At 70.9% G+C, this 19,744-nt stretch carries 21 protein-coding genes; 8 read left to right on the top strand and 13 right to left on the bottom strand.

All coding sequences use genetic code 11. From position 1 onward, the window contains the following. Positions 1-259: 259 nt before the first annotated feature. The 7 genes from GFJ45_RS07610 to GFJ45_RS07580 form a co-directional block, all read right to left on the bottom strand. The gene (locus GFJ45_RS07610) at positions 260-538 is read right to left on the bottom strand and encodes a hypothetical protein (protein ID WP_153395797.1); all 279 of its coding nucleotides are present in this window, start codon (positions 536-538) and stop codon (positions 260-262) included. A 27-nt stretch (positions 539-565) separates the two neighbouring features. Continuing rightward, a complete protein-coding gene (locus GFJ45_RS07605; protein ID WP_153395795.1) occupies positions 566-1,474 on the bottom strand; it encodes a hypothetical protein in 909 nt (302 codons plus the stop codon). A gap of 583 nt (positions 1,475-2,057) precedes the next feature. Then, positions 2,058-3,188, bottom strand: coding sequence for an AAA family ATPase (locus GFJ45_RS07600; RefSeq protein WP_228386669.1), 1,131 nt, complete (start codon positions 3,186-3,188; stop codon positions 2,058-2,060). Next, complete coding sequence (locus tag GFJ45_RS07595; protein ID WP_153395793.1) at positions 3,185-3,484, bottom strand: hypothetical protein; 300 nt, start codon at positions 3,482-3,484, stop codon at positions 3,185-3,187. Before GFJ45_RS07595 ends, GFJ45_RS07600 begins: the two co-directional genes overlap by 4 nt. A 53-nt stretch (positions 3,485-3,537) precedes the next feature. Continuing rightward, positions 3,538-3,732 carry a hypothetical protein gene (locus tag GFJ45_RS07590; protein WP_153395791.1) on the bottom strand — a complete coding sequence of 65 codons (195 nt, stop codon included), beginning with the start codon at positions 3,730-3,732 and terminating at the stop codon, positions 3,538-3,540. 142 nt (positions 3,733-3,874) lie between these two features. Next, on the bottom strand, positions 3,875-4,102 hold the full coding sequence (locus tag GFJ45_RS17080) for a helix-turn-helix domain-containing protein (RefSeq protein WP_153395789.1): 228 nt from the start codon (positions 4,100-4,102) through the stop codon (positions 3,875-3,877). Between the two features lie 546 nt (positions 4,103-4,648). Continuing rightward, positions 4,649-5,779 carry a tyrosine-type recombinase/integrase gene (locus tag GFJ45_RS07580; RefSeq protein ID WP_228386667.1) on the bottom strand — a complete coding sequence of 377 codons (1,131 nt, stop codon included), beginning with the start codon at positions 5,777-5,779 and terminating at the stop codon, positions 4,649-4,651. A gap of 1,091 nt (positions 5,780-6,870) precedes the next feature. On the opposite strand from GFJ45_RS07580, the gene GFJ45_RS16325 reads away from it, so the two are divergent. The 3 genes from GFJ45_RS16325 (at position 6,871) to GFJ45_RS07570 (ending at position 8,000) form a co-directional block, all read left to right on the top strand. Then, on the top strand, positions 6,871-7,227 hold the full coding sequence (locus GFJ45_RS16325; protein ID WP_194288567.1) for a hypothetical protein: 357 nt from the start codon (positions 6,871-6,873) through the stop codon (positions 7,225-7,227). 91 nt (positions 7,228-7,318) lie between these two features. After that, on the top strand, positions 7,319-7,645 hold the full coding sequence (locus GFJ45_RS07575) for a hypothetical protein (protein ID WP_153395785.1): 327 nt from the start codon (positions 7,319-7,321) through the stop codon (positions 7,643-7,645). Between the two features lie 148 nt (positions 7,646-7,793). Further along, positions 7,794-8,000, top strand: a complete 207-nt coding sequence (locus GFJ45_RS07570) for a hypothetical protein (RefSeq protein WP_228386662.1) — start codon at positions 7,794-7,796, stop codon at positions 7,998-8,000. 18 nt (positions 8,001-8,018) lie between these two features. Here GFJ45_RS07570 and GFJ45_RS07565 read toward each other — a convergent pair whose 3' ends face one another. Continuing rightward, a complete protein-coding gene (locus tag GFJ45_RS07565; RefSeq protein WP_153395781.1) occupies positions 8,019-8,666 on the bottom strand; it encodes a response regulator in 648 nt (215 codons plus the stop codon). Further along, entirely contained in the window at positions 8,663-9,811 is a 1,149-nt protein-coding gene (locus GFJ45_RS16320) for a sensor histidine kinase (RefSeq protein WP_194288566.1), read from the bottom strand. The genes GFJ45_RS07565 and GFJ45_RS16320 overlap by 4 nt, the downstream gene beginning before the upstream one ends. Positions 9,812-10,010: 199 nt before the next feature. Here GFJ45_RS16320 and GFJ45_RS16315 point away from each other — a divergent pair, with 199 nt between their 5' ends. Continuing rightward, a complete protein-coding gene (locus tag GFJ45_RS16315) occupies positions 10,011-10,589 on the top strand; it encodes a hypothetical protein (RefSeq protein WP_194288565.1) in 579 nt (192 codons plus the stop codon). Positions 10,590-10,711: 122 nt separating this feature from the next. Here GFJ45_RS16315 and GFJ45_RS07555 read toward each other — a convergent pair whose 3' ends face one another. Beyond that, positions 10,712-12,355 carry an AbgT family transporter gene (locus GFJ45_RS07555; RefSeq protein WP_153395777.1) on the bottom strand — a complete coding sequence of 548 codons (1,644 nt, stop codon included), beginning with the start codon at positions 12,353-12,355 and terminating at the stop codon, positions 10,712-10,714. A 244-nt stretch (positions 12,356-12,599) separates the two neighbouring features. On the opposite strand from GFJ45_RS07555, the gene GFJ45_RS07550 reads away from it, so the two are divergent. Genes GFJ45_RS07550 through GFJ45_RS07540 form a run of 3 tightly spaced genes read left to right on the top strand, consistent with a single transcriptional unit; the run spans position 12,600 to position 15,087 of the window. Further along, positions 12,600-13,271 carry a DUF2306 domain-containing protein gene (locus tag GFJ45_RS07550; protein WP_153395775.1) on the top strand — a complete coding sequence of 224 codons (672 nt, stop codon included), beginning with the start codon at positions 12,600-12,602 and terminating at the stop codon, positions 13,269-13,271. A 53-nt stretch (positions 13,272-13,324) separates the two neighbouring features. Further along, positions 13,325-14,437: a sensor histidine kinase gene (locus GFJ45_RS07545; RefSeq protein WP_228386660.1), complete on the top strand. Its 1,113-nt coding sequence runs from the start codon at positions 13,325-13,327 to the stop codon at positions 14,435-14,437. Next, positions 14,434-15,087, top strand: a complete 654-nt coding sequence (locus GFJ45_RS07540) for a response regulator transcription factor (RefSeq protein WP_153395771.1) — start codon at positions 14,434-14,436, stop codon at positions 15,085-15,087. Before GFJ45_RS07545 ends, GFJ45_RS07540 begins: the two co-directional genes overlap by 4 nt. 50 nt (positions 15,088-15,137) lie before the next feature. Here the strand turns inward: GFJ45_RS07540 and GFJ45_RS07535 are convergent, their stop codons facing one another. Together GFJ45_RS07535 and GFJ45_RS07530 are read right to left on the bottom strand one after the other, a co-directional pair. Beyond that, positions 15,138-16,394, bottom strand: a complete 1,257-nt coding sequence (locus GFJ45_RS07535) for a cation:proton antiporter domain-containing protein (protein ID WP_228386658.1) — start codon at positions 16,392-16,394, stop codon at positions 15,138-15,140. A 108-nt stretch (positions 16,395-16,502) separates the two neighbouring features. Beyond that, positions 16,503-17,489, bottom strand: a complete 987-nt coding sequence (locus GFJ45_RS07530) for a YihY/virulence factor BrkB family protein (RefSeq protein ID WP_153395767.1) — start codon at positions 17,487-17,489, stop codon at positions 16,503-16,505. Positions 17,490-17,614: 125 nt separating this feature from the next. Here GFJ45_RS07530 and GFJ45_RS07525 point away from each other — a divergent pair, with 125 nt between their 5' ends. Next, positions 17,615-18,514, top strand: coding sequence for an ACT domain-containing protein (locus tag GFJ45_RS07525; RefSeq protein ID WP_228386654.1), 900 nt, complete (start codon positions 17,615-17,617; stop codon positions 18,512-18,514). On the opposite strand, the gene GFJ45_RS07520 is transcribed toward GFJ45_RS07525, so the two are convergent. Beyond that, on the bottom strand, positions 18,474-19,744 hold a 1,271-nt coding region (locus GFJ45_RS07520; protein ID WP_228386652.1), incomplete at its 5' end, for an aldehyde dehydrogenase family protein. The genes GFJ45_RS07525 and GFJ45_RS07520 overlap by 41 nt on opposite strands.

Genomic DNA, 19,744 nt, shown 5'->3' with positions numbered 1-19,744 from the left:
GCCTTTCCGGGCTCTCGCACAAGGTGGCACGATGAGGACAGGGTCGGCGGATGGCGCTCTCCTCGTTCCTCGCGATAGTGTGACCGCGGAGCGAAGCCTCGCTTTCTTCGTTATGTAGTACCTCGGAAGAGCCGGCGCCCTCGGATGTCGTACCACCAGGAGGGCGAACCCCGAAACCGTACACACCAAATTGCGCAGACCCCTGCGGTACTACCGGGGAGGGGGGTGGGGGTCCCCCGCCGGGGGGGTGGCCGGCGGTTTATGCGCTGGGCCCGTCGTGTCGGGTCTGTGCGCGGTCGCGCTGCCTGTTTTCGTACATGGTGCGGCCGCTCTTGACGGTCCGGTTGGGGTCGCGGCTGCTGGTGTCGCCGGGTGGTTCGGCGGCAGTGTTGGTTGCGCGGTCGGCGGTCAGCTCCCGGAGGGTGAGGCGGGCGCGGGCGTCGCCTCGGTGGGCGGCGTACCGGAGCCGGCCCAGGGTGTGCTTATCGCGGGGGTCCACCCGGTAGGGCTCGGGGAAGCTGAAGGGGTCCTGGGACATGGGTGCCTCCTCTATCGGGGGGTGGGGTCAGGCGGTGCGGGCGCTAATGCGTGCCGGGGTGGCCTTGTTGGTGGTGACCGCGCTGGCCAGGTTGGCCAGGCGGGCGACGCGGGCCTGTAGCTGGTCCAGGCTGGGAACCCAGGGGGTGATCTGGGTGGTGGCCAGCCACCGCCCCCAGGCGTCGTGGTCGGGGCGGTCGGGGTAGGGCGGGGTCAAGGTGATGCGGTCGCCGTGGGGGTCGGGCTTCCACCCACGAGCCAGGTAGTGGGCGAAGTCGTCAGGGTCCTCCCAGTGCCGCTCGGCGTCCGGGATGTAGGCGGCGTGTGTCCACGTGTGCTGCGCCTGGTCGCTGAGACCGGTGCCGCCCTTGGTGGCCGCCTGGCACAGCAGCCATTGGGCCTGCCGGGCGTGCCGGTAGGTGGTCAGCAGCTCGTGGCGGCGCTTCCACTGCTCGGAGTGCCCGGCCTCGGCTGCGGTGAGCGCGTCGTCGGGGACGGCGATGATGTCGGTGAGCTCGGCGATGGTCTCGGTCACCACGTCCTGCAGGTGAGTGAGGGCAGTGTCGGTGTTGGCCGTCACGGTGGCGTCACGCTGCTGGAGAAGTTGCGCCGCGAGGTGGGACAGCAAGGTCTGGGTGTGGACGTATGCCTGTCCCTGTGCCTGGCGGGCCGCGACGGTCTCGACCAGGTCGGCGGGGAGGGGCTTGCCGGCGGTGATGGTGGCGTGCAGGTCGGCGGCCAGGCTGGCCTCGACCGGCGGGTCCGGAATCGCGGCGAGCTGGGCCACCAGGTGGTCGTACGCGGTTTGGGCCTTGACGTAGGCGGGGATCGCACGCACGGCCTCGGCCAGGACGGGGTTGGTCCTGGTGGCCCGGACGGCCTTCGCGGCCTCGCCCTGGTTGGTGAGGGGAGCAATGAGCTTCTCGTTCAGCTTCATGATGGTCGTTCCTTTCGAAGATGGGGTTTCGGTCAGGCGGGCGGCACGGGCGGCTGCGGCCCGTGCCGGAGGGCCTCGGTCAGGTTGGTGCGGTGGTCGCGGTGGGCTCACTGCTCTCCGGCGTCCCGCGCCGGTGCCTCGGCCCGCTTGTGCCAGGGGCCGAGAATGGCCGGGGAGGCCAGCCCGCGCCGGACGAGCGACTCGGCCATCTGCGCCGTGGTCGGCGGCGCTTGTGACGGCCGCTGCTGCTGCAAGTTCGGGGGTAGCGACGCCGCATGGTGGCCCGGTACTTGTGGGTTGGCCAGCGGTGCGGAAGATCGAGCTTGCGGGGCATGGCTCCTCCTCGAGGCGGTGTGTGCGCGGTTGCTGGCTCACGTGTCGGTTCCGGTCCAGTCACGCCGTGGTGGCACCCCGGAGCCGGCTCGCACTCATCGCAGTGCATGAGTGCGTGGTGGATTCCGTCGCGGCAGGTCGCCCGCTGGCCGGGGCAGCCCCGGGCGTGGGTGATGCCCTCGGTAATGGGTTGGCCGGTGGATTCGGGACCCCCGCCGGAATGCAAGGGGGTGCGATGGCCTTGGGTTGCTCATGACGCGGCCTCCGTGCATGCGGGGTGGGTGTCCCAGCCTTCGGTGAGGGCGATGTCCGGGAGCGGGTATCCGCAGCCGTGGCAGTCCCTCCCCCTGTCCGAAGTGTCCGAGTGTCCGAATGGGAGGGGAGCGCCTTCCTGGGTTTCGGACATTCGGACGGTTCGGACACGGTTGGTGTAGACCCCGCGGCCGATCTTGGTGAGCTTCCCGGCGTCGGCCAGGCGCCTCATGTAGCGCCCGGCGTCGTCGTTGCTCATCCCGAGCGCGGCTGCCACGTCGGTGGGCTTCACGCCGTCCTCGTGCTCGGAGACGTAGCGGACGATCTCGGCGGATCTGTCTCCCAGGCCCTCGACTGCCCGCGCCTCCTGCGCCTTCCGGGCAGCGTCCGCCAGGGCGTCGCCGTCCAGCGTCCAGCTGCCCTGGGCCGTCGTGATCGCGTACTCATCCTCGGCCACGTCTCGGCCGGTGACCCGCAGGATGCCGGCGTCCTTGTTGCGGGGCCGGGACAGGTTGACGGTGAAGTCGGCCGCACCGTTGAGCCCGTTGGTGCCGGACGTGCTGTCCATCCAGTCCTCGGCGCCGGCCTTGCGGGTGTGGTGGACCACCAGCAAGCACGAGCCGGGGTGCTGGTCGACGCTGGTCTTGAGCACCGATCCGATCCGGTAGTCACGCTGGTAGGCGCCCTCCCCGGGGATCGCCGGCGGCATGACCTTGCCGAGCGTGTCCAGGATCACCAGGGGCCGCTCGTGGCCGTGGACCTCCAGCCACTCACGAATCAGCGGCACGACGTCGCCAGGGGTGCAGGCGGTGACGTAGTGCAGCTGGGGTGGGATCGGCTCCCCATCGACCAGCAGGTAGCGACAGCGGCCCTGCAGCCGGCGGTCGCCGTCCTCCAGGGCGAGCAGCAGCACGGGCCGCGGTTGCCCGGTGGGGACCTTGCCGAGCGCCTTGGTGCCGCTGGCGACGGCCAGGCCGATGCCGAGGGCGGCCCATGACTTGCCGGCCTTCGGTGGGCCAGTGAACAGCCCGAACCCCTCGGGGATCAGCCCGTGGACGGCCCAGGACATCGGCGGGAACTCCTGGGCGTCCAGCCACGCGCCGGTGCGGATGCGGTCCAGATAGCTCACACACCCCACCCCTCCCGCTGCCGGGCGGCATGGACGCCGATGTTCTCGCGGCCGAGCCGAACGGCCTCACGGCATGAGGCGTCGATGTCGGCCAGGACGTGCTCGCGGCCCTGCTCGCGGCCGTCGACCACCCCGACCTCATACCCCTCCAGGTACGCCAGGTAGATATCGAGGACCGGCAGACCCCATTCGTCACGCGGGAGTGTCGCCAGCGGCGCCGTGACAGGGTCCCCGGTGGTTTCGGGGTCACTAGTTCCCCACCCTTCCGTGACCTGGTGGCCCCTCGGTTCGCCCACCGGGGGGCCCACGCTGGTCGGGGGTGTGGGGGCAGTGGCTCCGACGCCCCGGTTCACGACTCGCCCCGTTGGTGCAGCACGTTTCGCACGGCGGTTTCCCCGGTGGGGTCGGCGTAGGTGATGACCCGCTGGACGTCGGGGTCGGCCAGGGCGCGGCGTCGCTGGTCGGCGTGGAGCTGGACGGCGTTGGCCAGGAAGTCGAAGAAGTTGAAGTTATTGCGCTCGACTCGCTCCGAGAACCGGACCACGAGGCGGTTGATGCGGTTCGGGCCCCACTGGACCCCGCAGTTCCACAGGATGGTCCGGGCCGCGACCTTGAGTTCTTCCCTGTGGTCCGTTCCGGCGAAGTTGTTACACCGGGTGCCGCGTGCCGCCTCCTCAGCGGAGTGATCAGCCCACAAGCGGACCGCCGCCCGCGGTGGGGAGGGGAGTGCCCAGCCGGTCGACGTCCTCAACGCGGACGCGGAGGACCCGGGGGCCGAACCGGACGGCCTCCAGGCGGCCCGCGCTCACCCACCGCCTGACCGTCTGGTGGTGGACCCCGAGCCGGTCGGCGGCGTCGTTGATCGACTCCCAGCGGGGCCGCGAGTGGGTGGAACGGGGTGCGCGTGCGACCATTGGGTGCGCCTTCCTGTGTGGGAGGTGTGGTAGGGCGTTCCCCCGGCCGTGTCTTGGAGGATTTCTGGCCGGGGGTTCGCTGTAGGTGAACGAGGTCGTTCCCTGTGCGGCGGGGCCGTGCCCCTTTGTGCTAGCTCGACGGTATGGGCGTCCACGCGATGGAACGCAACCCGCCCCGTGATCGCACCGGGACCCCCGTCTGGACCTCGTTGGACGCGATCACACCCCCGTTGGCACCCCGATGGCCCCCAGTTGGCCGCTGTTAGCACGCAGCTGCTACGTGCCCATTGGAGAGGTGCTTGCGGCCAAATGTGACCAAGGTCACGTCCCGGGGGCGCCCGGGGCCCCTCCCTCGCATCCCCTGACTCTGTCGTCCGAGAAGCCATGGCCGAGCGTGGTGTCCATGGCGGGGAAACAGCTCGGAGGCAGCAGTCACCAGGCCAGGTCACCGCGGGCGAGCGTCATCACAGCTTCACTGGGGGCCTTAGCAGTTACAGACCTCGGCATCACAGGCGCCGTAGTTCCCCCGGGATGACGCTCAGCCGTTCATGCCCCGCTTCTCTGGTCCTGTACCTGGCGGCTCATGGCAGCGGCGATCTGTGCGTCACGGCCCGCGGCGGAGTGCTGGTAGATCAGCGCGGCCTGTGGGGTCGTGTGGCCGAGGCGTGACATCAGGTCAGCCAAGGTGGCGCCGGACTGTGCGGCGAGCACGGCCCCGGTGTGGCGCAGGTCGTGCCAGCGCAGGTCGGGCCTGCCGGCGGCCTCCCTGGCGGGATAGAACACCTTGTAGAGCGTGGAGGGGGCCATGTGCGACTGTCCATCGCGTGCCGGAAACAGCAGCGCGGCGGGGGAGCGGTCGCCAAGGCCGGCCAGGTGGTCCTCGATCATGGGCAGCAGGTGCGGCGGGACTGCCACGTCCCGAACTCCGGCGTCGGTCTTGGGGGTGCCCACGATTACTTCCCCGCCGCTGCGGGTCACGCCACGCCGGACCCGGATCACGCCATGCCGGAGGTCGACATCGGCCCGTCGCAGCTCGACCAGCTCCCCGAAGCGCAGCGCACACCACGCGGCCAAGAGCACCATCGGGCGATATCGCTGGGGCATGTGCGCTGCGATGGCCTCGATCTCGTCGACGGAGGCGGGGCGGACCTTCTTCACCCGCTTCGCGTTCCCCGCGCCCCGGATCACCGCGGGGTTGGAGTCCAGCAGCCGGTCGTCTACCGCAGTCCCGAGGATCGTCCTCAGCAGCCCATAGGCATGCGCTCGGAGCGTCGGCCGGTCGGTGCCGAGGTCGGCGTGCCAGCGGCGGATCACGTCGGGGGAGAGGTCCGTCAGGGACAGCGCCCCAAGGGTAGGCGCGATCATCCTGTCAAGCAGTTGCCGGTAGTGGGAGCGGGTGGTGGGTTTGAGCTCGCGACCGGCCAGCCACCGCTCGGCGTACTCGCCCAGTCGGGTCTCATCACTCGGCGCGGGGCGCCAGCGCCGGCGAGCGATGTCGGCGCGTTGCATGGACAGCCACGTCTGCGCATCGCCCCGGGTGTCGAAGGTCGTCGGCGCGGTGTGGGTGCGCCCATCCGGGCCGGTGTACCGGGCCTGGTACCGCTTGGACGGCAGTCGCCGGATGCTGCCGAAGGAATCCTTGCGGCCCTTGTTGTTGCCGCCTCCACGCTGACTCACTGTCGCCTCCCTCGTGCCAGAATCGTGCCAGATCAGGAGCGTACCCATGCTCATACATGGGCACTAGAATGAGGCGCCAGTGTGTTATGTATCAGCAGGTCAACGGCCTATCTGTGCAGGTAGGGCCAGCATACCCTGACTGTGCGGGACAGTGGTTCGAACCCAGTATCGCCCACGAGCAAGAAGCCCCCTCTGACCAGTGTCGACCTGGCGGAGGGGGCTTCTTCTTGTTCGCACGGGGCGGTCTACGTGCAATGGCGGGGCCAGAAACGACGCGGTGGAGGTGCCTGAAGTTTCCGCGGCTGACCGATTCCCTTTCCGCCACGACGAAGCCCACTTGAGCGCGGGAAGGGATGGGTCAGCGGACCAACACCAGAGCGCACTGTCCACGGCACAGGCACCTCGTTGTGCTCCAGGCTCGAGATCGGGACCGGCCGGGACGGGGCCTTTACGCCGTACATCGCGGTCACTAGCCTTCGTCGCTCGAGGGGCGACAAGGGGGTCGCCCTGGGGATGAGAGGGAATGTGTGTGACACGTCGCACATGGACTCCACTCAGGATTCGACGCCAGCCGTGGGGGCTGCCGCTCCGTCGCCAAGTCCGCTGCTTCAGCGTCGGATGGGAGGTTGACGATTGTGCCTCTGTCCTCGCCGGAGATGGCCTCGTGGCGAAGAGACAGCCTTGGGCCCGACGCGCCATGAACCCCACTCTGGTCGTGAGCTCCGGCGAGAAGTCGCAGACCTACACCGGCGCCCACTTGGCCCGCCAGCTCTCATGAATTTGGGGCTCCGCCGCTCCTGGGCGGTACTCACCGCGATTGGCTCGGAGGATCGGGCACCGATGGTGGCCCTGGCCAGCGGATGTTCGAGCAATAGCCAATGTGGTAGCACCCACTGCCACCGCTGCACCTGTTACTCCTGGAACTACAGTTGCATCGCGTCGTGCTGCGGCCCGTGCGCTTGGACTTGCAAGGGCGGGCCATGGGCTTGTGTGTCGTGCGCCGCCCCCTGTTGTTCCTTCTGTGTCAGCGACCTCGTCAGCTCGTGCCGTCAGGGACGTAGGTGCACCGACCAGGCCGGGAAGTACCGCTGATGGCAGAGCGAACCTGGAAGCTCGTCGGCGCCACTGTTGCCGTCGTCCTCGGCGGCATCGCCCTGCAGCGGGGCCTAGGCACTCTCGGGGTTAGCGTCTGGACGGCCGGCGCTCTTGGGTGGGTGATGGCGGCGGGGCGGGATCGCGCGTATCGGTGGTTATCGCTGGCGCTCATGTCCGTCGTCGTGCTCGTATTCGGCCTTCGCTCTGGGCTGTGGACCTTCGCCGGGCCAACCCTGCTCGCCGTCGCCACTCAGTTACTGCTGGTCGTGCGCCACCAGGGAGAGAGTCGAGGCCGGTACAGGAGGGAGGACGCTGGCACGACGAGCCACTGGTCAGGTCAACGTCGTGACTGACGGGTACGCCACCCCGGGCACGAGTCCAGGCGAAGCGGACATCGCTGGCCTCGCGGAAGTGCGCGAGACCAGACTCAGGCAAGATCACCGTGTGACTCCGCAGCCTGCCAAGCTCACCCTGTACAAGCGGTGGCGGTTGCGCCAGGGGGTCGACCGCAGCACAGTCGTCGCGTTCGTCCGCGGCAGAGTTATCCCGCACTACGCACGGCTGGACCCGCAGGTCCAGCTCGAGCTGGAGCAGCTGGACGAGAGCACTCTTCTCGCCATCCAACGGTGGCCGAGCAGAGGTCGTCGCAACGAGGCCATGTCCGGTGATCGCTTCGAGCGTTGGTGGCAGCAGTATCTGCCCATCGTGGAGGAGTGGGACGCGATGCTCGAGTTCGACGCTGAATGGGAGGGAACCGTCCTGATCGATTGACCGGTCCGTCGCGGCAGCCCGTGCGACCAGCCGGAGGCATCGCGATGATGGTTCTGTGAAGGCCATCTACCCGGACGACGCGACTCCAGACCCAGCTGCGGAGCCAGGCGTCGCTCCAGAGCCCGAGATTGACCCGGACGTCCCATCAGTGACGCTCGAGGTCGACGGTGAGCTGTTCGCCATCCGACCAGAGCAGGCAGGCGGCACGGGGTACACGTGGCTGAGCGGGCCGAACCCTGGGTACGGATTCGGCCTTTCACCGGCGCGGAACCTGTCGTTGGACGAGCACCGCGCCAACATCCGTGACTTCCTCGCGAACATCGACCCCGCCACTGGCCACCTCAGCGAGGACTGACACGAGGCGTACGGGCAGTCAGTCGGCAAGCCCGGTGTCGTAGGCGAAGATGACCAGCTGCACGCGGTCACGGGCACCGACCCTTCCGAGAATCCTGCCCACGTGGGTCTTCACCGTCGACTCGCTCAAGAACAGCTCGGCGGCGATCTCTGCGTTGCTCTTGCCTCGGGCGATGAGTTGGAGGACCTCCGCCTCCCGCTCGCTGAGCCGCTGCAGTGCCGTCAGCTGTTCTGGTTGCGCCGCACGCTGCCGCTGCCGGTCCACCAGGCGGCGGGTGATACTGGGAGAGAGCCGCAGGTCGCCGGCGTGGACGGCGCGGATCGCGTCGACGAGCTGCTGGCGGGGCAAGTCCTTGAGCAAGAATCCGCTGGCGCCGCTGCGAAGTGCCTGGATGACCAGGTCGTCCTGGTCGAAGGTGGTGAGCACGACGACCCGCGTGGGCGCAGGCGTGTCGGCGAGCAGCTGCCGGGTTGCTTCCAGGCCGTCGGTGCCCGGCATCCGGATGTCCATCAGCGTCACATCCGGGTGGTGGGCGCGCGCCTGCCGCATGGCGTCAGCCCCGGTGGAGGCGGTGGCAACCACCGCGATGTCCTCCTGCTTGTCGAGGATCGACGCCAGGCCCTCGCGGATCAGGTCTTGGTCGTCGGCGACCAGGACGCGGATCACGCCTCCACCCGGTGAGTCAGCGGAACGCAGGCACGGACTCGGTAACCCGACTGATACGGCCCGGCCGCGACCTCGCCACCGAGGTCGGCAAGGCGTTCGGCCATCACGGTCACACCATGGCCGCCCGAGGCAAGCCCACGGGTCAACGAGGGTCCGGTGTCGGTGACGCTCAGCTCGACGACGGTGTCGGTGATTGCCACGTGGACGGTTGCTGTCTTCGTGGCGCTGTGCTTCATCACGTTCGTGAGTGCTTCCTGGGCAACCCGAAAGAGCTGATGCCCGACATCAGCGGGAACCGTCGAGCTGTCGCCACGGAACTGTAGCTCGACGTCGAGCCCCGACTCGGACACCACGGTGGCGAGCAGTCCGAGGTCGGCCAGCCCGGACGCGCCGATCGGGGCTTCGGGATCGCGAAGGACTCGCAGCACCGAACGCAGCTCAGACAGCCCACGTCGGGCAGCTTCCTGGATGGCCATGGCTGCGGACTTGGCGGCGAGTGGGTCGTTGTCGATCGCCAGCTCGCAGTTTTCTGCCTGCACGACCGCAACGGTCAGGGTGTGGGCGACTGAGTCATGCAGGTCTCTGGAGAGCCGCATCCGTTCGCCCGCGACGGCGAGCCGCGCGGTGGCATCGCGTTCGCGGGCCAACGCCTGGTTGAGCTCCCACAGCTGGCGCGCCTGCTCGCTCAGCCGCTTGACGACCGCCCCGATGACCGTCGCTGCAGACACGTAGAAGAGCGGGAAGACAAGCTCGGGTGCATCCTCGGGGAACCGGTCGCGAGTCCCCAGCATGAGCCCCAGCAGGATGAGACCAGCACCCAGCAGGGCCGCACGGGCGCTGGCGTGTCGGCCCACGGAGTAGGTGGCCACGAGGACGGCGACGAAGGACCCGAACGACAGGGCCCCGCCGAGGACCTCCTGGACCGGGAGTGCCACCGCGATCAGGGCAGCCGTCACCAACGGGTAGCGACGGCGGGCGACCAGCGGCGCCGCCTGCATGAGGCTCGTCAGCGCAAGGACGGCATCGGATCCGGTCCACGGCTCTTCGAGCCCCAGCTTGGTCTGCGACACCGCGGCCACGCCAATCACCGGCAGCCACAGGGTGATGGCGTCCCAGTCCCACGTTCGGGGGCGCGTGAGCTCCATTCCCGGAGGATAGAGCCACGTTCGGCACCCCGGGATCGTTCCGTGGTACTCCGTCGTCGGTACCTGCGAACGATCCACTCCGCCTCCCCGGCCGATGTGGGGACAGGTGGGCTGGGGCCAGTGTCGGGGTGCGGCGACAACAGGGTCGCCCACACGGTCCCCGGAGGGTGACATGAACGACCTTGGAATAGCAGGCTTCGTGCGGAGCGCAGGGCTCGCAGCGATCACTGGTGGCGTCCTGGCCCTGGCGGCACTCGTGACCGTCTTCGTGATCGAGGGGCGGGCCGAGGACAACATGATGACCTCGTCGGGGGCAACCGTGGCGGGCTGGGCGACCTTCGTCGCGGCCTCGTTGCTGGCCGTCGGCCTGCTCGGGGTGGTGGTGCGATACGTGGGCGTGCTCTCGGCTGTGGGGCGTGGCGCGCTGCTCGTGCTCGGGTTCAGCACCGCGGTCACCGTGGGTGCGGCCTCGACGCTGGCGCTCGTCGTGCCCCACCTGCTTGAACGGATGCCGGACCTGATCAACAACCCACCCGCGGCGGTGCCGCCGACCTTCATCCTCAGCGGCCTGGTCTCGGGGATCTGCGCCATCGTCCTGGCCGTGGCACTGCGCCGAGCCGGCCTGCGCGGGACCGCGACCAACCTGCTGATCGTCGGCGGGGTCGTGACGATGCTTCCGCTGCCGTCCCGATTCTTCATGCTCGCCATCGCGGTGGGTGTGCTGCTGCTTGGCCCCGGCGTCCGCGCTGAGCAACCCACCCCCGCATACGCATCCTGAATCCCGACGAGAGGGCGCCCCGCCGTCGCAGGCGGGGCGCCTCTCTCGTCGGACGCCACCCTCCGCAGGCCAGGCGGTGCCCAGACCGCCGGTGGCGCCGATCTCCGGTTCGGGTCCGCGGCTCAGCGCGGGTCCACGCCGGGGCCGATCGGTAGCCCGACGGCGTACCAGAGGAGGAAGAAGGCGGTCCACGTCGCGAGGACGGCGACCGAGACGGGCAGCGTCATCGACAGCAGCGTCCCGACGCCCGCGTCGCGCCGGTATCGCTGCAGGTAGGTCAGCATGAGGGCGAAGTAGACGTTGAGCGGGGTAATGATGTTGGAGGAGGAGTCACCGATGCGGAAGAGCATCTGGCTGACCTCCGGGCTGATCTCCAGCAGCATCAGGCCGGGCACGAGCACAGGCGCCATGAGGGTCCACTGCGCCGAGCCGCTGGTGATGAACAGGTTCAGCGTGTAGGTCATCAGGATCATGACGATGAACAGGACGACGGGCGGCACCCCCAGGGCTTCGATGAGGTCGGCACCGGAGACGGCGAGCACGGTGCCGATGTTTGACCACGAGAACCAGGCGATGAACTGGGCGGCGGCGAAGAACAGCACCAGGACCGGGGCCAGGTCCTTCATCCCCTTGACCATGAACTCCGGGACGTCGGACCAGCGTTCGATCGATCCCACGGTCAGCCCGTAGGCGACACCGACAGCGACGAACATCAGCGCGATGAGGATGGACACGCTCATCAGTCCGGGGCCGGTGAGGACCTCGCCGTTCTCCCCGCGCAGGGGCGAGCCCGGTATGGCGATCACGACCCCGAGCGCGACGAGGAACCCGACCAGGGCGAAGGTGGCGTTGCGCAGCCCACGCTTCTCCTCACCGCTCAGCCGCATGGACTCCAGGTCGGTGAAGTCGGCACCGGCGGGAGCGTCGTCCGCGGGGTCGCCGTCCGTGCCGTCGCCGGCGCCATCGGACTGCTCGCGCGCGGCCACCGCCTCCCCCTGGGCGTCGGCGGTCACCGCCGGGCCGTCCAGCTCCATGTCCTCCACGCGGGGCGCCACCCACTTCTCGAGGACCACGGTGATGACGGCGGCCAGGACGACGGAGGAGGGCACGGTGAAGAAGATGTTGGCCAGCGGGGAGACGACGTAGTCGGCTTCCACGATCTGCGCAGCGCTGGTGGAGATGCCCGCGAGCAGCGGATCGGTGGCGTTGATGATGAGCGAGGCGTTGAAGCCGGCGCTGACACTGCAGAAACCCACGGCGATCCCGAACAGCGGGCTGCGGCCGACCGCCAGGTAGGCCAGCGCCGCCAGCGGCGGCAGGACCACCGTGACCGCGTCGGACGCGATCGATCCGGTCACGCCGGTCAGGGCCACCCCGAAGGTGAGCCATCGGGCGGGCACCTTGGTGACCACGCAGCGCACGGCGGTGGTGATGGCGCCGCTGCCCTCGGCCACGGCTACGCCGAGCATGACCACCAGCACGATCCCCAGCGGCGGGAACCCGGTGAAGTTGGTGATGGCCTCGACGATGATGCGCCGCAGGCCCTCGACCGAGAGCAGGTTGACGACCTCCACCGGCTCCTCGCCGGTGGGGGAGCGCACACTGACCCCGGCGGCCGACAGCAGCCAGCTGAGCAGGAGCACGATCCCGCCGAGGATGAGGAACAACCAGAAGGGGTGGGGGATTCGGTTGCCCACCCGCTCGATGACGTCGAGCGCGCGGAGCATGACGCCCTTGTCCTCTGCCGTGTCCGCTCCCGTCGGCATGTGCCCGGTCCCTTCCCGTTGCGGTGCGGGCAGGATAGCGACGCGCACCGCATCGAGCCAGGCGAGCCGGGCGCTTCCGGACACCCCTGGCCCCTCCTGGTCCTGCAGCGTCTGTCCACCCGGCGGTTCCGAGGTTCCGCCCCTCGGGCCCCGGCCGAGCGGTCGCTGGTTTCCGGCCGATCGGTTGCCGGTTCCGGCCGATCGGCCGATGTGCCCGGGCCGCCTCTGCGCCGAGGCTCAACACATGAACGTCGAGTCGCCTACGGCCCTGCTCTCCACCGACACCCGCCCCGCCCGACTGTCCCGTCGGGACTGGCTCGTGCCGCTCGGCCTGCTGCTGCTCGCGGCCGTGCCCGTCGTGGCGGGCGCCGTCCGCGTCACCCAGATCACGTCCGGCGCCGCGGTCACCCCGGACAACGACCGGTTCCTGACCATGCCGCTCCCCGTGGTGCTGCATGTGGTCAGCGCGACCCTCTACGCCGTGCTCGGCGCCTTCCAGTTCTCGAGCGCGGTGCGCCGCCGCCACCTGCGCTGGCACCGCCGCGCCGGAGTCGTGCTCGTGCCCGCGGGCATGCTCGTCGCGCTCAGCGGCGCCTGGATGACGCTCGGCTACGACATGCCACCGCTGGATGCGGGCTTCCCGCTCACGGCCTCACGGATGGCCGTCAGCGTCGCCATGGCCGCCTGGCTGGTGCTCGCGGTCCAGGCGCTGGTCCAGCGCAACTACGCGGCCCACGGTGCCTGGATGATCCGCGCCTACGCGCTGGCCCTGGGCGCCGGAACCCAGGTCTTCACCCACCTGCCGCTGCTGGCCGTGGACGAGACCACGCCGCTGCTGCGGCTGGTAGCCATGGACGCGGGCTGGCTCATCAACGCCGTCGTGGCCGAGGTGGTGATCCGCCGGCGTCGCCGGTGACTACGCTCACTCCCGTGCGCAGGGGGCTGAGGGCGGTGTGGCAGCGTCCAGGCGTGCCCGATCCGCCGCCGGTGGGCTGGGGGGACGGGGCTGCCGTCGCCGTGCTGGCCATCGCCGCGGTCGCCGAAGGAGCGCTGCGACCATCGCTCACCTGGCCGGTGGCCAGCACCCTGCTGACGGTGGCCTTGCTCGGCACGCTGCTGCTCCGCCGGGACCGGCCGCTCGCGGCCGTCCTGATCGTCACTGCCGCCGGGACGGCGCTGGAGCTCGCCCGCCTCGCTGCGGAGGCACCTCCGGATCAGATGTTCACCTCGGGCGCCCTCATCGTGCTCCCGTACAGCCTGTTCCGGTGGGGCTCGGGCCGAGCCATCGTCACCGGCTCAGCCGTCCTGGCCGCCGGGATGTGGGTCACGCTGTCGATCCACCGGGAGTCCGTGGCGGACATCATCGGCGGGGTCGCGGTGCTGACGTGCTCCTGCGCGGCCGGTGAGATCATTCGCGGCCGGCGGGCGGCGCGGCAGCGGGCGATCGACCAGGCCCGGTCGCTCGAGCGGGAACGCATCGCCCGGGACCTGCACGACACGGTGGCCCACCACGTCACTGCCATCGCGCTGCGCGCCCAGGGAGGGGGTCTCACCGCAGCCAGGCTCGACGAGTCGGCGGCCGCTTCGGCCGTTGGCTCCGCCTTCGCGGTCATCGAGGCGGAGGCGCGCGAGGCGCTGCAGGAGATGCGCACCGTGGTCCGCCTGCTCCGTGAGGACGAGGCCCCGCAGCGTGCTCCGGAGCCGCCGGCCCGGCATGGCCTGCCGGAGATCCAGGCCCTCGCCGCGGACGGCCCGCTCCCGGTCGAGGTCACGGTCGACCCGGCGCTGGGGGAGCTGGCACCGGCCACCGGCGCGGCCCTCTACCGCATCGCCCAGGAGGCGGTCACCAACGCGCGGCGGCACGCCAGGGGAGCGACGGGCGTGACGGTGCTGGTCGCGCTGGAGGGTGACCGGGTGCGGCTACGGGTCAGCGACGACGGGGCGGCCACCTCGGCGGGCTCGGGGTTCGGGCTGCTCGGTATGACGGAGCGGGCCGACCTCCTCGGCGGCACCTGCCAGGCCGGGCCTGCCCCAGCCGGTGGCTGGCAGGTGGTCGCGAGCCTGCCCCTGGAGCGGACATGACGGTGCGGGTGCTGATCGCCGACGACCAGGAGATCGTCCGCACCGGGCTGCGGACGATCCTGGAGCTGCAGGGCGTCGAGGTCGTCGCGGAGGCCGCCGACGGCCGGGCCGCGGTGCGCCTGGCACGCCAGCACCGCCCGGACGTCTGCGTGATGGACGTGCGGATGCCGGTGCTGGACGGGGTCGCGGCCACCCGGCTGCTGGCCGGCCCAGACGTGGCCGACCCGGTCCCCGTGGTCGTGGTCACCACCTTCGACCTCGACGAGTACGTTGACGCCGCGTTCGCGGCCGGGGCGCGCGGGTTCCTGCTCAAGGACGCCGGGCCGGAGCTGCTGCTCCAGGCCGTCCAGGCGGCCGCCGCCGGCGACGCGCTGATCGACCCCTCGGTGACGGTGCGGCTGCTGCGCCACTTCGCGAGCGGTGCGCCTGCACCGCCCGAGCCGTCGGAGCCGCTGACCGAGCGGGAGCTGGCGGTGCTGCGGCTCGTCGCGGACGGGCGCACCAACGCCGAGATCTGCGCCGAGCTGCACCTCGCGCTGAGCACCGTGAAGACCCACCTGGCCGCCGTCATGGCCAAGACCGGCACCCGCAACCGCGTCGAGGTCGCCCGGTGGGCCTACCGGAGCGGGCTGGTGGGCGACGGCGGCTGAGTGGGGCTCACCGTCCCCGCAGCTCGTGGCGCCCCTCGCCACGCTGGGCGCTACCGGGCGGGTTCGTCCTGCTCCTCCTTGAGCTCCGGTTCCCGGCGCCGAAGCCAGGCACTGAACGGCGCCGTGGTGAGCCCGTGGAGCACCACCGAGAGGGTGATGGCCAGGGTGGCGTAGGTGAAGACCTCATGGTTGCCGGTGTGCCGCTCGGCCAGCGTGGCGTAGAAGAGCGCCGAGATCCCCACGGGAGCGAACCAGCTGAGGAACGTCACCTCCGTGCGGTCGTGGACCGTCTTCAGCAGCGGCCACAGCGCCCAGACGGTCACCAGCCGGCGCAGCAGCACGGCAGCCGCGATCACCACCGGGGCGGCCCAGCCGAGGGCGGACCACTCGGCGAAGGGCAGCGCGATGCCGAGCAGGACGAAGATCGGCAGGAGGAACAGCTGCGCCAGCGCGTCGTGGACCTTGTCCTCCTCGGCCTCGTCCCGCTGCGGGATGACCTGGCCGAACACTGCGGCACCGATGAAGACGACCAGGATGGCGTCGGTGCCCAGCAGCTTGCCCGCGCCGAGCAGGAGCAGCGCCAGCGGCAGCACGAAGGCCAGGTAGGCGCTCTCCTCCATGAGCCCACGGTTGCGGACCACAACGAAGAGCTTGCCTAGGAGGAAGCCAGCGGCCACTCCGACCGCTGCCGCTCCCAGCACCTCCCGGAGCAGGACCGTGGTCAACAGCTCGTGCCACGCCTGGTCCGGCTTGGTGATCAGCAGCACGGGAAGCATCACGAACAGGTACCCCAGCCCGTCGTTGATGCCGCTCTCGGCGGAGAGGTTGTGACGCACCCGCTCGGTGACCTTCTCCTCGGCCAACGACCCGGTCACGATGGGAGTGGTGACCACCGGGTCGGTGGGCGTGACGATGGCCCCCAGCAGCAAGGCGACCAACAGCGGGACTGGCAGTCCCCACCACGCCACCCCCGTGGCGACCAGGAACATCAGCGCCATGCCCAGGCCGATGATCACCGTGAGCCAGCGGGCGTTCTCCCGCCAGTAGCCGTGCGGCAGCCGCAGCGCGACCCCGGCCAGCCCCACCGCCAGCGTGACCCGGGCCGCCTGCTCGAGCAGGGTTCCCGTGGGCACGCCGAAGCCATGGACGCTCAGCAGGTCAAGGGCATGAGGTCCGATGAGCGCCCCGAACGCCAGGCACAGCAACGGCCCAGGCAGGCTCACCCGCTGCAGCACGGTCGAGAACGCGGCGAAGGCCAACAGCGCCCCGGCGAACAGCGCCAGTACCAGGTTGATGTCCACGGTCATCCTTTGCTCTGCGAGCGGTGGCGGGCGTGGAGCAGGAAAACCGGCTCCGCGCGCAGACGCTATAACGGGGCCGGTCCGTCCGACGACCGTCCTGGCGGGCGCGTCGGGCTACCGCTCGCCCTTGCGGTAGGGCGGGACGTCGTCGGCGGCGACGGCGCCGCGTGCCCCGGGAGGCTGCGGCGGCCCCACGGTCGAGTCGCGGACGGTCTGCCGTTCGGACTCGGCGTTGAGGGCCGCGCCGATGATGATGAGCAGCACGGTGAGCCAGAGCCAGAACATGCTGATCGCCACCCCGGCCAGCGAGCCGTAGGTTCGCTCGTAGGTGCCCAGGTTCCGCACGTAGGTGAACAGGCCCGCCGAGGCGGCCAGCCACACCACGGTGGCCACCACCGCGCCGACGGGGAGCCAGCGCCACTGCGCCCGCCCGCGACGGTCGGGCGCGAACCGGTACAGCACCGCCAGGCCGACCGCCATCAGCACCGCCAGGGCCACCCAGACCAGCGTCAGCGCGAGCACCCGGAGGGGGCCGGGCGCGGCCGAGAGGCCGCGCGAGACCAGCGCGCTGGCCGTGATCATGGCACCCAGCATGAGCGCGCCGCCGACGACGAACGCGAACGAGAGCCCGACGCGGCGGGGCACGCTGCGCGTCTCCTCCTCGCGGTAGGCCACGGTCAGCGCGTCGACGAGGAAGGCCATGGCCGTCATCGCCGTCCAGAGCGCGACCGCCAGCGCGGTGAGGCCGCGCACGGTCAGCAGCTGGGTGGAGGCGGCCGTGATCGAGGTGAGCTGGTCGGCGAGCACGTCCCCCAGGGCCGGCGGCAGCACGCCGACCAGGCCGGAGAGATGCTCCATCGCCCGGGCGGGGGTGTTCACCGCCCCGTAGACCGAGAGCGCGGTGATGAGGACCGGGGCCACCGAGAGCACCGCGAAGAAGGCGACACCGGCGCTGAAGAGCGGGAACCGGTCAGGGATCACGCGCGCTGCTACCCGCTGCAGGACCAGCAGCCAGCCGCGCAGCGGGATCTGGCGCGGGCCGTGCGCGCCGGTCCCGCGCGCACGGGTGCGCCGCGGAGTGAGGTCCGGCCGGTGCGGCATACCGACAGTCTGTCCCAGGATGCAGCGGCCGCACCTGCTGTGCGGGGCTCCTGGAGAGGGAAACGTACGGCCCGCTGTCACCGGCGCGAAACCACGGGGAAACCCACCCGGATAAGACTGCGGCCATGACCGACCAGGCTTCCGGTAGGCCCCGTGCCGACGACCTCTCGTGCGACGTCTGTGGCCACCTGCCCCGTCCGACCAAGACCCGGCTCACCCTCGCGAACGTGGCGGCGATGCTGCCCATCGAGCTCGCCGTGCACGCCATCGTCGTCCGCAGCGAGCTCAGCTACGTTGCCAAGGTGCTGGTGCTGACCCTCGCCGCGACGGTGCTGGTGATCTGGGTCGCTGAGCCGTCCGCGATGCGGCTGCTGCGACGGTGGCTGCACGCACCCGCGCTGAAGCAGCGTGGCCGGTTGAGCGCCGCGCCAGCGCTCTGGCGGCTGCGGACCGTCATCAGCGACGAGCCCGGCGCGCTGCAAGCCGTCACCGCAGAGCTGTCCCGGCTCGGGGCCAACATCCTGGACCTGCACGTCCACCCCGTTCCTGACGGCGCCGTGGACGAGCTGGTGGTCGCCACGACGGAGACGGTGTCCAGCGAGGACCTGCTGGCGGCCGTCAGCGCGGGCGGCGGCGTGGACACGCGGGTGTGGCCGACCACCGCGCTGGCGCTGGCGGACAGCCAGACCAAGGCACTGAGCCTGTCGGTGCGAGTCGCGGCCGACCCCTCCGAGCTGCCGCTGGCCGTGGCCGAGCTGCTGCGCGCCGACATCGTCACCGACCGGCTGAGCGCCCCACACCCGGGTCGCTCCGTCCCCGGCGACGGCACCGTCATGAAGATCCCCTCGCCCTGGCACGGTGCCTTCATGTTCTCCCGCCCCGGGGAGCCGTTCACCCCCGCGGAGTCCGCTCGCGCGCACCGCCTCGCCGAGCTTGCCGAGCAGGCCGAGCTCAGCGCGGCGCTCCGGGAGCGGTCGGGAGCCGCTACCCGGCAGCGCCCGGCCGCTCCAGGTGGACGGTCTTGAGCACGGTCATCTCCGCCAGCAGGTCCGGTCCGTAGCCGGCGCCGCCACCGCTGTCCCGGCGCGGGTCCGCCGACCCGCCCGGGGCGCCCCCGAAGACGCCGTTGACCTTGACCGTGCCCACCTCGAGCTCGTCCACGGCCTGCAGCGCGTGCGACAGGTCAGGGGTGAGCACGGTCGCGGCCAGCCCGTAGCGGCCGGCACCGGCCTGGCGCAGCGCCGCACCAAAGTCGGGGACCCGCACCACCGCCGCGACCGGGCCGAACGTCTCCTCGCGCAGCACGTCGGTGTCCTCAGGGCAGCCGTCGAGCACCGTGGGCGGGTAGAAGGCACCGCCCCGGTCCAGCCGGGCGCCGCCGACCAGGCAATGCGCCCCGGCGTCGACGGCCTGCTGCACGTGCCGCTCCACGACCGCCAGCTGCTCCTCGTCCACCAGCGGCCCGAGGTCGGTCTCCGGGTCGGTCGGGTCGCCCACCCGCATCGCGCGGGCGATGTCGCACAGCTCGGCCACCACGTCGTCGGCCACCTCCTGCAGCAGGTAGACCCGCTCCACGGAGGTGCAGATCTGGCCGGTGTTGGTGAACGCCCCCGTCGCGATCTGCTCGGCCGCCCAGCGCGGGTCCACCCCCCGGTCCACCACGATCGGGTCCTTGCCGCCGTTCTCCAGCAGCGCGGTGGCCCCGCGGGCGCCGACGGTGGCGCTGATCCGGCGGCCCGCGGCACTGGACCCCACGTGCGCGACCAGCGCGACCCGCTCGTCCTCGACGAGCGCCGCGCCAGTCTCCCCGGCACCGTCCACGACGCCGAGCACACCGGCGGGCAGGACGGCCGCGACCAGCTCGGCCATCGCGCGGCCGGCGCCGGGGCAGCGCTCCGAGGGCTTGTGCACCACGGTGTTGCCGGTGATGAGGGCGGCCCCCAGCAGGCCGGCCGCGGTGGGGAAGGGGTCGTTCCAGGGGGTGATCACCGCCACCACGCCCCGGGGCTCGCGCCGCACCGCGTCCAGGGCGGCAGGCGCACCGGCCAGGGTGCGCCCGGTGGCGCCCAGCCCGGTGGTCGCTGCCTCCTCCAGCAGGTCCGCGGCGACGCCGGCCGACTCCCGGGCCTGCACGAGCAGCCTGCCGGTCTCGCTGGTGAGCAGGTCACCCAACCGGTCGGCCTCAGCCCGGACCGCGGCGGCCGCCCGATCGGAGGAGCACCCGTCTGAACTCCTGTCACGCAATGATGCACTCG

The organism is Ornithinicoccus halotolerans (genome assembly GCF_009602535.1).
GTDB classification, from domain to species: domain Bacteria; phylum Actinomycetota; class Actinomycetes; order Actinomycetales; family Dermatophilaceae; genus Ornithinicoccus; species Ornithinicoccus halotolerans.
Note: the sequence above shows the minus strand (reverse complement) of the source record. Positions and strands in the feature narration are given on the sequence as shown.